Here is a 12,440-nt window from a genome sequence, read left to right on the forward strand (position 1 = left end):
AGCCTGATGAAGGAGACCCAGGTGGCGAGCGGCTTGCGGCAGTGCTCGAGGACGGTACCGGTGGGGGAGGTGGCGCTGCTGCAGGAGCGCCACCTCGAGACCCCAGAGTGCGGTGGAGCTGTCCCTCCGGAAGCCGCGAGCGCCGCAACCCGGGCACTCCGGCTCGGGCCTGTAGGTCTCTGCGGCCGCGGCGAGCGTGCCGACCCCGAGCTCGTCGCGGCAGCGCCTCTCGTCGACGGCTTCTCTGGGCGGCAAGAACTCGTCGGCTGTCAGGCCCGCAACGAACTCCCCGAAGGGATTCGCTTTCCCATATGGATCTGTACCATCCGCCCGAACGCCCACCCGGAGGGAGTGTCGCCAAACAAAGAACCGGGTGGGCGCTCGGGCAAATTATCTGTTTGGCTGGGAAGAGCACAGCATTCGGGGTCCTTCCGGTCCCCGAATCATCGCCTGTTATCTAAACTGTTAGATTGGGATATTAAGAATGAACGAATGGAATTGCCCAAAGAGGTCGTCGACAAGGCATATGCGAGAGACTTACTCCTCTTTTCGATAGAGATTTTCGACGACCGATTGGTTGGATATACCAATTATTCCATGGAAGTCTCCAGAACTACGGACAAGCTATTCCAGGAAATTGCTGACCAATGATTGATACCCTAGGATAGGCAGCCGTATCGTGCTGGGCCTGAATGCTTTGGAGCGCTTGTTGGAACAAATCCTTCAAAGCACATGCTAATATGTGGTTTATAACGTATTGGCCCCTTAGATTTCTTCGAGCTGTTTTATGAAGCTGCTCTTTTGGAACATAAACAAGAAAGACAATGCCGACCTTGCCCTCACGTGCATGCGAGAGGAGGAGGTCGGCATTGCTGCTTTTGCTGAGTTTTTTGGTACAGACTTTTCAGATGACTTGTTAATTGATTCTGGATATCGCCCGATGGGCCGCGGTGGGTGTGACAAAGTCAGAGTTTTTGCTCGAGAGTCCATTGAGATTCTTGATTGCTTTGAGGAATCAAGGTTTACCGTATTGCCGATGAAAATAGGCGAGATCTACTTTGTTGTTGCCGCGGCCCATCTTGTTGATCGTATGTCTTCGGCTGACCCTGAACCCAGGCTGGCGGATATCCGCAGGATGATGGATGTTGTTCACGGGTATGAAAACAAGGCATCGATTAATAAGACGATTGTTATGGGTGATTTAAACGCAAATCCTTACGACAAAGAAATGCTTCTCCCCAACGCGTTTAACGCAATGTTATTTAAGGGAATACTAAGGAATAAAGATACAAGAAAGTGGTGTGGAGACGAATACCCCTTTCTGTATAACCCAACAATCCATTGGTTGTCGGAGGAGTCGGAAAACTATGGCTCCTTTTACTATTCTGGGGATTGCACCAGTCCTGTTTGGAACTGTTATGACCAAGCGCTAGTGAGCCCTGAATTGATGGACCGTATTAATTCTTACAGCTATCTAAAGAGGATAGGGGATAGGGACTTGATTGCAAAAGTTCGCCCCGATAGCAAGATAAGCGATCATTTGCCGTTATTAGTTGATATCGATTTGAGTTAGGCGGGTTATTTATGGCTGTTAATGAAAACCCTTGGGTAGAGGTGCTCTCTCAGCCCCAGCAAAAATCAACCAAGGGAATTGTCCCGTATTTCAACGAGCAGGCCAATTTGTTGTCGCAGGCGTCCAACGGTAAGGTTAACGGTATTTTTTCTCAACCTTCTGACATAAACAGAACGTTGTCTCCCACACTGGAAGCCCTTAGCGCTATGTCTAAGGTATTCCAAGACGTAGCGTCCGCCAGTGCTGTAGATCAAACTCCAAAAGTCAATCTTTTGAATGCAAACGACCTGTACAAGAAGAATTCCTATTGCTTCGAGATTCGTTCGGATAGATATCGATTCAGGGTACTCACCATTGAATTCGATCCGTCGTACCCTGCCGTCATGACCATCGACCGAGGCGTGTCTAATGATTTAGCAAAATTCTACGACCGTTATAAGTTTGAAGAGGCTGAGCCGTGCAATATCACAATTCAAGACGATGAGGATCTCGACCGTGTTTTCAATCAAATTCTAAAGAGTGAAAAGCTGATTTACATCTGCAATAGGCTGGTGAATGAGGCTAACGAGACGGTTTAGCATCTTTACCTTTCTTTGAGTTGCATACTCGAAGGCATAATTTGTCAAACATCCGCAATATGAACCGTATTTCATGGCGCGAACCTTAAGCCTATATGAACTAAAATATTGCGCGGGAACAGTAGTTTCCGCGCAATATTTGTTATTTAAGGGATGCAAATGGACGAAGTGAAAAAACTAAGTATCGCTAATTTCAACATTACATATGGGCCAGAAAATGAGCCCATGTTGACTCACTTCCAAGACATTTTGTATCCAGCGTTCTGCAATGAGCAGAAAGTTCATACCTCAAATAATGTCAGCTATTTCTCTGATGTTGAGTTGAAGCTAATTGATTCGGAATATGTTCTCACGGGAAATCTGATCCGTGAAACTCATTATAGGGTGCGAACTATCGTTGTCGATAATGAGCTCGTTCCCTCTCCAAGCTCCATCCCAACTGCTCCATACTCTCGATTTATTATCTATCTCAAGAGCCATAGAATGATCCTCGTCAAGAATGAAGGCCAAAGCCCCAATCTCAAGAGTTTTCAAGCCGTTTTGAGGAAAGTTGTTGACCGCTACACTCGCAAGGCTAATCGGGAAAGAGCCAAAGCAGACTTGCCTCTATTTCCTAATGCTGTAATCAATATCGTTAATATGCCTCTACCCGATAGCATCGATGAGACTATCAAGGAATTTGCGAAAATTAAGTCAATTAATCTTCGCTTTTTCCCTTTAAACAATGATATTGATCCGGCACCGATGCTGGCGTACGTACGTTCAACAATGGATTCGGTTGACTCAAAAACGGGAAACTTAACATTCAATTCTCCTAAATCAGCCAACGGAATCTCCGATCTTTTTCAAGATAGCATTGCTTCTGGCGTTGCATCAGCAACGGTAACTGGAGAAAAACAAGATGGCACAAAAATTAAAATTACTGACAATCAACTTGGTTCTGAACTTCAGATTCCAAGTGCTGGAAATTTAAGTGCTGACGATGACGAAAGAATTGCAAGTTACTGCAAGAAGCGCAATTATTTACCTGAAGCAAGTGTGGACAACACAGCCCTGTATGGCAAAGCGCTCAATATCCTCGAATTGCTTGTTAATAAAATTTAGAAGGGTTTCTTAATGCCTGACGGTCTTTCCCAAATTGCCGTAGTAAGAAGCGCTGGCGAACTAATCAGAGACGCACTTCGCGAGTTGAAGCCCGTAAAAGGAAACCTGCCAATCTCCATTGGAGTTTCAGCTATTTCCCTGGTTCTTTCGCTAAACATGCTTAAGGCCCCGAATACCGTTGAGTTAATTGTGAACTTATCCACGACATTAACTGACGTATTCTTGGGTTTATTCGGAGTAGCGCTCTCAATTTTTGCGATTTTTTTCAGCTTGCTTAATGGTGAGTATGTTCGTGGGTTAGCTTCACAAGAAGGTAACCCACTATTGAAATACCTTCGCTACTACGAGAATGTACTTGTTTTATTTGCAGTCGCCTTTACATTGAGTCTTTTGATCTCTCTACTCGACCAAGCTACGATTTATAAAATGACGGCTATGATTTGCTGCGATTATTATGTCGAAGCGGTCATCTGTTTTATGTATCTGGCCCTCTCGTTTCGAATAGTGGGTGAAACAAAATCGCTCCTGTTTAATACTTTTGCATTCACGAGAGCATATATTTGTCTAAAGGGATGTGAAGGAATACCCAAGATTCAATCCGACGCGGCATCGAAACTATAATTTGACCGTGAGGTTATCGTCGGCGTATAAATCGAGTCGCTATTTAGCGGATCATGGTAAGCGTAGCATCAATTGATGTGGCGAGACTCCTTCCATTCACCGACTGGCAAAACGATTTACACCTAATTCTTGGTGCTGCTCAGGGGCATTTTCTTTGTTTTCAGCTTGATCCCGCTAAACTAAATAATTGCTGCTACCAGGGCATTTTCTGGTGCACATTCTATTGGCTCCTCGAAGATCGGAGCGGGTATGTTTGCTGCAGAGTCCTACACCAGCCGTCATTACATTGCGATTGTTGCCATGGCCTGCCTATGCGTTTTGCTGGGCGGGCCTTCTTATGCCGCGGGCGCGGAGAGCCTCATTATCGCGGGCGCGACGTACTACGAGCCGGGCGTGTCGGGCCCCGGCTGGGCCTGGACCGATGCCGACCACCTGGAGCTTAACGGCTACGCGGGCGAGGCCATCGGCGCCGAAGGCGACCTGGCGCTGACGCTTGCCGGGCAAAACTCCGTGACGGAGTCGCATGCGCCCGATGCGGACATCACGCTGTGTGGCATGGAGGTGTGGGGCAACCTGACGCTTCGCGGCGCCGGGACCCTGACGGCGACGGGCTCGCAGTACGGGATCCACGTCTCGCAGGCGCTCGTGGTGGACGGCTGCACCGTCGATGCCCGGGCAGACGGGGCCGATATTACGGACGAGGCCGTTGCCGGCGTGATCGCAGGAGACATGGCCGTGCGCGGCGGCGGGCGCGTCGTTGCCGCGGGCGCAGGGTCCGGAGCGGGCGTGCGCGCCTATGGCGTGTATCTGCAGGATGCGGGCATTGGCGATGGAGCGATTAGCTGTCGGCTTTCTGTCGACACCTCGTGGCTCGATGCGGCCGGTGCCGACGGCGGTGTTGCGTGCGCGGGCGGGTCGCTTGTGTCCGCGCGGTTTATGTCGCCCGCTGGCGGGGTCTATGGTGCTGGTAGCGTGGTGGATGCCTCCGGTGCGGTGGCACCACATGTGGTGGTTGAGCCCGATGTGGCCACGCCTCCGTCGGGGGAGACCGATGGGGTCGTTGTGCCTAGCGATAGCGTGGATAAGTCTCCCATCGATGCTAACCCCGCTGCCGGAGAGCCCACCACGGGGCCCACGGCAAATCCCTCGCTGAAACCCGCGGCCGCGACAACCAAGACAACAACGACAATAACCAAGACCACGGTCGCCAAAGTCCCCAAGCCCAAGGCTGCCACCGCAACAACTGCGGCGCTCCCCAAGACCGGCGACAACAACTGGTTCGTCGCCTCTGTGGCGCTTTTCCTACTGGGGACAGTGCTCCTGACTGTCGCATATCACTGCTGAAATAGCTGCCATTTTGAAGATAGGGACATCCGCAAGGTATAGTTATTTACTTGTTTGTTTATAGGCGCCCAATTATTGAAGACTGGGACCATACGGACGCGACCATGGACTGAATCGTGACAATGAGACCCAGGTTGATATACGGGAGAAAAGAATTAAACAATAAGGTGGGACAGAGCACAAACAGCAAAAAGGGCACCGGGACCTATGTGGGTTCCGGTGCCCAAACGCAATATCAGCAGCACACGGAGTACCGCAATACGACGATCAGGTCGAGCACAAGGCGGATTTATATTCGCTGAGTTCATTTATAGCGCAAGCAGTATGGTCTAACCCCTCTTTTGCGTATATCCAGCTGTTGCGGTCGAGGCCTACGTCCCATGCGTAGAATTACTTGGTATATAGAATTGCAACACCATTAAGTATTGTGGGAGCATCTTGTGAAGTGTAACGAATGGGCTGAATTAATATGCGCGTTCATCTCTTTATTTGTAGCAGTCATCATTGGTAAGAAACAGTCTTGCCAGAGTAAGCGCATGGAAGAATTCGAGCGTCGCCAGGACGAAAGAGACGAACGCAGACACGCCGAAGGGAATAAGGCACGAGCGATTGAGTTCATCTCGAAGCATTACGCCGACAGAGGCCTGATTCCGCTTTGCGCCGTTGCCGCCATGCACAATGATCTTTTCCATTATTCACGTAAGATGTATTGGGAATTCTGCTGCCTTGTGCCGGAGGTGCAGAATCTGATTCTTAAATACTGCGATCTCGACTTGCGGGTCAGGGGAGAGGATGACCTGTTCGTCCGTTGCATCGCCGCAGTCGAAGCCGTCCTCCGTGACCGCTTCCCAGAAGATGAATCTGTTCTTTATGATGATGGGAAATACGTGCTTCGCAGCCTCGAAAGGTATGCGGGGGAGAGACTGCCAGAACCTCGGGTTAACCTTCTTCCTGAGTGCCTGGACTCTTCGTTCCTGCCCCCTGATAGCTGTACCCCGGGGTACGATTACCTTATCCGTAAGGTCCTTTCCGAGGCCTTCGAATCGAGGGACGCTTCCTTCGCCCCCATTTCCTATCTAAAAAATGACTATCAATTCGAATCGAGCCCCGAGATAGAGGCCTGCCGATTCGCGTCGACCGTTGCATTCTACGCGGCAACCTACGGCTCTGGTGACGAGGCCAACAATAGGTACTACGGATGCCCCGGCGGTTTCGATGGCGAGAGAATCGAGACCATGGAAGACCTATTTCTTCTTACTGTCTTCCAGATATATACCAAGCTTCTGCTTCCGAACAAAGGGTAAGAAATAACACGAGGCATTCGTTATTTGACTCTGCCTAATTCTGCCAAACTCATTTTCGAAATCTCACTCATTTCCTTCATTACCTGAACATGCTTAAAATCAGAAATTGGTCGTAGGGCGCGACCAACGGAATCAAAAGAAAGCCCACTGAGAAGATGCCTTCAATCTCTTTGGGTTGGAGGCATCTTCTTTTTCGGAGGGTCTGCATAAATTCTAAAAATGTCTTTTTGACAAACTCGTTCTACAAAGAACATCCAAACCATCTAGTTTGCTCATTATACTCGGATGTAAACATAAGGAGGCAAACATGCTTTGGAGCTATGTTCAGCTTGATGACGGCACTCAGTTTGCCTACTCAGAGACAAGAAATGACGGGACCGTTCGCGTAGCCGTCGAGCGTCCGGTTGACCTTGGCATTGACCATGCGGAATGCTTCTTGCCTGTGACCAAATGGTTCAACGTCGAAGGATTTTCTACCGACGATCTGGATTTTTTGACCGAGTTCGCTAGATCAAACGCTCCGTTTATCTTCGAGCTTGCAGAACGGCAAAAGCCAGACCGGCGGTTTCGGCGCTGGCCCTCGGACGTTCTACTGTTAATCGCCCAATTGAGACATGATTTCATTTGATTACATATCATCCGCGGTATCCCGCGTGCTGGCTCAATACGACGTCAGCGAAGCATATTTATTTGGTTCGTTTGCCCGAGGCGAACAAACGCCCGATAGCGATATTGACTTGCGCCTAGTCTGCGGCAACACCATGACGTTCAGCACGCTTTACGAACTCTCCCATGAGCTCGAGAGGGAACTTGGGCGAAAGGTTGATATCGTCACCAACCCGCCAGAGCACATGCGCCCGGCATTCCACAAAAGTATCGAGCAAGATGAGGTGCGTGTCTATGAAGCTCTGTAAGCAGGACGAGGCGTTAGTGTGCTCCGGCATGATCAGCAAGTCTGAATTTTGTCGCATACTTCCGAACTCGGCGAGCCTTAGAAGCAAGTATTGAACTCAAACTCGGTTCCAGACACCCTCTTGCTATTTGAATACAGGTATCGCCCTAGCGATAGTATGTTATACTATCGCTAGGGCGATACCTGTTAGGAGACTCGCGTGGAACTATGGCATGGTTCTCAGAAAATCATTAAGGCTCCCCAGCTTGGTCTGGGGAAAGTCCATAACGACTATGGACAGGGATTCTATTGCACAGAGAACCTCAACCTTGCAAAGGAATGGGCATGCTCTCGGGATGTCGATGGTTTTGCAAATAGATATGAACTCGATATGACCGATCTTAATATCCTCGACCTGCTATCGCCGCAATATAGCGTCATGCATTGGATAGCGTTGCTCATAGAGCATCGGTCTTTTCGTAAAGATACTGCCGTTGCCGTAGGGGCGTGCGAATATCTCCACGATCAGTTTTTACCGGATACTGAAGCCTATGATGTGATTAGAGGATGGCGTGCGGACGACTCGTACTTTAGCTATGCCAGGGCATTTGTGAACAATACGATCACCGTTGAGCAACTTGGTCGATCTATGAGGCTTGGCAACCTGGGGGAGCAGATCATGCTCAAAAGCGAGCGAGCGTTTAAGAGCATTCGTTTTGCTGGATTTGATCGTGCGCCGCAAGCTCTGTATGGTCCATTGGCCAAGGAGCGAGATGAAGCGGCAAGGGCGCAGTATCGGGAGCTTCTTGCCGAAAACCCGTTTGAGGGAATCCGTATCGTCGATATCATTCGAAAGGGGATGACGGGCGATGACCCACGCCTACAGTGAGATGTATCTCGAGGATGCAATGAGAACGCTGGGCGAGGCGGTCGATTTTGCTCTCTGTGACCAAGGGCTGACTCCAGCCGAGTTGACGGCGATCCTGTCGAACGCTCTTGAGATGAAACAGTTTGAGCGCGGTATGCCTCGCGTCGTCTGCGGCATGGCGGGCGACGAGCTCGCGCGCGATATTATCGCCCATGCGGGACTGACCCCCGTCAAATGCAGGGAGACCTATCCTTTCGACCGTTCGCCTCAGTATTGGGCGGGGTGGGTTATGGCCTATACGCAATGGATGAGCAGCTTGGGCTTTAATAAGCTACTCGAAGTCGCTCCGCTCGATTGGATCATCGGCTCGTACCATCCACTCCACGAGGCCTCAGAAGATAAATTCGCCCAGATTGTCATCGAAAAATGGAACAACGCCCAGGCAGACAAAAAAGGCCTCAAGGCGGCACGAAAGGCTGCCGGACTAACGCAAAAACAGCTCGCCGCCCAATCGGGGGTTAAGCTTCGCGCCATACAACTCTACGAGCAGAACCAGCTCGACCTACGCCGCGCCTCGGTTTCCTCGGCATTGGCGCTTGCAGACACCCTAAACTGCACCATCGAAGACCTCGTCTGGCAACCGATTGCTCTGGAGTACGACTCGCAGGCTATTTCGTCTGTAAAGCTATAGAGGAGTCAGACATGCCTTGGAGCTATGTTCAACAAGATGACGGCGCTGATTGCGTTGCTCAAGATGATCATTCAACTGCGCACGTGGCAAATTCAGCATCACCGATTTTGCTCGGCGGCACCACGTCAATCGACGAAGCTATTCGGCTAACCATTTCGTACATGCCCAACGCGCTCAGGCTCTTGGAGAACTCATGATGGCGGACACGAAGCGGGGAGCGCAACCGTTCGCGCCGCTCGTGCTCGATGATGCCGGTTCGCTCGAAGATATGGCCGCGGCCGTGATGCGCCTGCACAGCACGCTGATGACGGTCGGGCGCTGCTATACAACCGACGCCACAGGCGACCGGGCCGCGCTTGAGCTTGGACGAGTCGAGTCCGTGCTTGCGGGTGCATTCTGTACGATATTCGGTCAATCGCCGGCCGATCGCTTCGCAGACATCTTTGACCAGGTCACCTACGTGGCCGAGCACATGGTCAAGGACCACATCTTTGAAGACGGTAACAAACGAACCAGCCTTGTCTTTGCGTTGTCCGTCTTAAGGTTCGCAGGCACTCCGGTCGTGCTGTCTGACAGCCCCGAACCAAAAGACAACCAGTACTACGCCTGGATCCAGGACCTCGTTTCCAGTCGCCGCACGAACAGCGAGCTAGCCGAAGAGCTGCGCTGCGGATTCGTTGCGGGCACGGGCGATCTGTCGCTCGTATAGAATCTAAGCATCCGCATGCCGGTTATTGAATGGATTGGACGCCACATGGAACTCCCTAGCACCCTGTGCAGCAATGTCTACGACTTTGCGTTTTGCCCCGAGCCCTGCTACGACCGTCTGGTCGATCTCGCCGACCCCGAGGACTGGGGTCCCAGTAACCGCATCCTCAAAAACTACCTGTCGTTCTCGTTTAGCCGCGCGGTGTTCCTGACCGAGCGTGACGTAGACCAGACCGCGCCGTCCATCCTGCCTCTGGTGTTCGACGATGATCGCTGCCTATTCAACACCGGCCTGTACACGCGCCGCTACGAGACCATCTACGGTCTGTTTGAGCCCAACACCAAGCCCGATGCGCGCCAGCGCTGGTTTTTGAAGGGCTTCTTTAAGGAGAGCGACCCCATGCTGGTCTCGTTTGAGTACCTGCCGTGCCGCGTGCGCTTTGCCGAGGACCCCTCCGAGCTGGTCTTTGACTACCGCCTGCCCATCCACTCCAACATCGACCACATTCTGGGCGATGAGGAGAACCTCACGCGTATTCCCGCTAGCCTGATGGGGGAGGGCAACTCGCTGTTGCTGCGCCGCGCCTTTGAGGGAGCCGTCGTCGAGGCCGCCCGCCGCGCTGCAGCCATCTACACGCTCGCGGTGCCGCAGTTCTACGGCGGCCGGATCCAACTGTTGCTGCCGCTGTGTCTGACCGGCGACAAGCCCGAGCTGGCGCTAACCATCCAGCGCGAGGACGGTTTCTACGCCGCGCGCACCTGCCTCACGCTCGACATGGCCTACAACAATGCTCGACTTATCTGCCGTCCCGAGACCTCGTGGATAAAGCGGTAAATGGATGATTAAGCTGCGGTTTTGCCGATTGCTTTGGCTGTTTTCGCTTGGCTAGCACCCACGAATTTAAAATCGAGGCCAAAAAGTTCTTGGTAAACCACGCGCGGCTATGATAGTATCTCTTTTGCCGAAAGGCGACGGGCGATTGGCTCAGGGGTAGAGCATATCCTTCACACGGATGGGGTCACAAGTTCGAATCTTGTATCGCCCACCATCTAAAGCACAGGTCAGAGGTGTTGTGCCTCTGACCTTTTTCTTTTTGACACCAAGGCCGACACCAAAATCGAATCGAAGTCGTATAAGGCGTCTTTTTTTCGCGCCCTTTTTGATGACGCCATTGCATGTTTTGTATAAAACACATCCGTATTTTCATTGAACTCCCCATGTGATTCGAGCGCAAATGTGGAGACAGGGACCGCATGCCCAGAGCGCCTTCCAGCGGATTTCTATCACACGACGGTTTTTCGGCAGAACTCGTCAAGCTTTTGGTCAGCGTTTGGTCAGCTTCCGGTACTTACCCGCATGATGCCCCAGTAGATAATCGTCCACGACCACAACCGCATGGCCGACGGCCGATACCAGGGGAGGCGCAAATGGACGAAATCGTCTGCGCAAACACTGCATTCCGCTATTGGCGCTGCCCACCGCAGGTGCGCGACCTCTACCCGCGCCTACCCAACTCCGAAGAAGGCTGGCGAGCTCTATCCCAAGCCCCTTTCGTAACCGACGTCCTCAAGACCCCAGTCATCACAGCAGCATCAACTCGAAGCAACCTACATTCCGAGACAAGACGGACCATCCGATGGAACAGCGCCTATACAGAGAAGGTCTCGATCGACACGGGCATGGGCTTTAGCGTCACAGACCCTCTTCGTACGCTATTCACCATGACTCGAAGCGTTTCTTCATGCGACCTGGTTCTGGCCATGTACGAGCTCTGCGGATGGTTTTCGGTTTTTAAACCATCGCCCGCGGTCGACATGGCACTTGAGCAAGCAAAATCAGAAGAAGAGCAGTACACCACAGAAAGTCTTTTTGAACTAGATGAAACCCAAGACGAGGCCCCATGGAAGCGAGTCTATGCTCGGGCGAGCCAGAAGGACAGCGAGAATGATCAAAGTGGGCAGCAGAATGACGGATCCGGAAATAAAGCAAACGGAAAAGGCACATCGCTCTGGATGAGAAAGCCTCTTATTGAAATAGAAGAACTGCACAGATTTGTAGCGAAGGTTAAGGGCGAGATGTGGGGAAAACAATTCTACGAAGCCGCACGGCAGGTAATGGGTATTGCGGCTTCCCCGCTAGAAGTTGCTGGAATCATGTTGCTAAGTCTTCCGAGGCGTACTGGCGGAGCGGAGTTTAAAAACATATACGTCAACGACTTAACACCGCTGTCGAATTCAGCTCGAAAAATCGCAGGTCAGAAAATCTGTTACGGCGATATCGTCATCGTAAACCCAATAATAATGAAAGCTGTGATTAACGAACTTCAGGGAGAGGTTATCCATGGTTCAGGCGCCGTGCTGGACCACGATGCCGCACGAATGACAGCATTACAAAGCATGGGATACGACGTATTTCTTGTAACCCATGACATGCTCAATGATCACGATCAGCTTGATGCCATCATTCACAGTGTGTGTGAGCGATTGGAGTTGCGCTACAAACCAAAAACCGAGGCGATGAGATGCGCTGAGACCAGATTGCGAGCCAACGTTCTGTGCAATTGGCTTGGTATTGGTAAGTAATAATGTTCAAGTGAGCATTATTACAACTTTATATGCTGCCAGTAATTAAGTGCCATTTTAAAACCACGCCGGTTTACTACGTTGGATTGGGAGTAGCTGAGCACACCGAATTCGTCGCTCGTAAAACCGCAGGTAGAATGCCTGCCCGTTTTGCGAATGTAGGCGTGTGTCGGA

The 12,440-nt window shown here is 51.3% G+C and carries 14 protein-coding genes and 1 tRNA gene; all 15 read left to right on the forward strand.

Annotated elements, in window-relative coordinates:
• Nucleotides 1-6: 6 nt before the first annotated feature.
• The 15 genes from OIL88_06750 (at nucleotide 7) to OIL88_06820 (ending at nucleotide 12,266) form a co-directional block, all read left to right on the forward strand.
• The gene (locus OIL88_06750) at nucleotides 7-651 is read left to right on the forward strand and encodes a hypothetical protein (protein HJI72061.1); all 645 of its coding nucleotides are present in this window, start codon (nucleotides 7-9) and stop codon (nucleotides 649-651) included.
• A 136-nt stretch (nucleotides 652-787) separates the two neighbouring features.
• Nucleotides 788-1,573, forward strand: a complete 786-nt coding sequence (locus tag OIL88_06755; protein ID HJI72062.1) for a hypothetical protein — start codon at nucleotides 788-790, stop codon at nucleotides 1,571-1,573.
• 11 nt (nucleotides 1,574-1,584) lie between these two features.
• Nucleotides 1,585-2,151 (forward strand): hypothetical protein, encoded by a 567-nt coding sequence (locus OIL88_06760; GenBank protein ID HJI72063.1) that lies wholly within the window; start codon nucleotides 1,585-1,587, stop codon nucleotides 2,149-2,151.
• Between the two features lie 159 nt (nucleotides 2,152-2,310).
• Complete coding sequence (locus OIL88_06765) at nucleotides 2,311-3,255, forward strand: hypothetical protein (protein HJI72064.1); 945 nt, start codon at nucleotides 2,311-2,313, stop codon at nucleotides 3,253-3,255.
• 12 nt (nucleotides 3,256-3,267) lie between these two features.
• Nucleotides 3,268-3,876 carry a hypothetical protein gene (locus tag OIL88_06770; protein ID HJI72065.1) on the forward strand — a complete coding sequence of 203 codons (609 nt, stop codon included), beginning with the start codon at nucleotides 3,268-3,270 and terminating at the stop codon, nucleotides 3,874-3,876.
• Between the two features lie 249 nt (nucleotides 3,877-4,125).
• Nucleotides 4,126-5,220 (forward strand): hypothetical protein, encoded by a 1,095-nt coding sequence (locus tag OIL88_06775; GenBank protein ID HJI72066.1) that lies wholly within the window; start codon nucleotides 4,126-4,128, stop codon nucleotides 5,218-5,220.
• A 536-nt stretch (nucleotides 5,221-5,756) separates the two neighbouring features.
• Nucleotides 5,757-6,524: a hypothetical protein gene (locus OIL88_06780; protein HJI72067.1), complete on the forward strand. Its 768-nt coding sequence runs from the start codon at nucleotides 5,757-5,759 to the stop codon at nucleotides 6,522-6,524.
• Nucleotides 6,525-6,831: 307 nt separating this feature from the next.
• A complete protein-coding gene (locus tag OIL88_06785) occupies nucleotides 6,832-7,152 on the forward strand; it encodes a hypothetical protein (protein HJI72068.1) in 321 nt (106 codons plus the stop codon).
• On the forward strand, nucleotides 7,139-7,438 hold the full coding sequence (locus OIL88_06790) for a nucleotidyltransferase domain-containing protein (GenBank protein HJI72069.1): 300 nt from the start codon (nucleotides 7,139-7,141) through the stop codon (nucleotides 7,436-7,438). The genes OIL88_06785 and OIL88_06790 overlap by 14 nt, the downstream gene beginning before the upstream one ends.
• Nucleotides 7,439-7,636: 198 nt before the next feature.
• A complete protein-coding gene (locus OIL88_06795) occupies nucleotides 7,637-8,305 on the forward strand; it encodes a DUF3990 domain-containing protein (protein ID HJI72070.1) in 669 nt (222 codons plus the stop codon).
• Nucleotides 8,286-8,975, forward strand: coding sequence for a helix-turn-helix domain-containing protein (locus tag OIL88_06800; GenBank protein ID HJI72071.1), 690 nt, complete (start codon nucleotides 8,286-8,288; stop codon nucleotides 8,973-8,975). Before OIL88_06795 ends, OIL88_06800 begins: the two co-directional genes overlap by 20 nt.
• A gap of 196 nt (nucleotides 8,976-9,171) precedes the next feature.
• Complete coding sequence (locus tag OIL88_06805) at nucleotides 9,172-9,684, forward strand: Fic family protein (protein HJI72072.1); 513 nt, start codon at nucleotides 9,172-9,174, stop codon at nucleotides 9,682-9,684.
• 45 nt (nucleotides 9,685-9,729) lie between these two features.
• Complete coding sequence (locus OIL88_06810; GenBank protein ID HJI72073.1) at nucleotides 9,730-10,518, forward strand: DUF3825 domain-containing protein; 789 nt, start codon at nucleotides 9,730-9,732, stop codon at nucleotides 10,516-10,518.
• A gap of 139 nt (nucleotides 10,519-10,657) precedes the next feature.
• Nucleotides 10,658-10,732: transfer RNA gene (locus OIL88_06815), tRNA-Val, on the forward strand.
• Nucleotides 10,733-11,111: 379 nt separating this feature from the next.
• A complete protein-coding gene (locus OIL88_06820) occupies nucleotides 11,112-12,266 on the forward strand; it encodes a hypothetical protein (GenBank protein ID HJI72074.1) in 1,155 nt (384 codons plus the stop codon).
• Nucleotides 12,267-12,440 lie beyond the last annotated feature (174 nt).

It is taken from the genome of Coriobacteriaceae bacterium (assembly GCA_025992855.1).
In the GTDB taxonomy this organism is placed as follows: domain Bacteria; phylum Actinomycetota; class Coriobacteriia; order Coriobacteriales; family Coriobacteriaceae; genus Collinsella.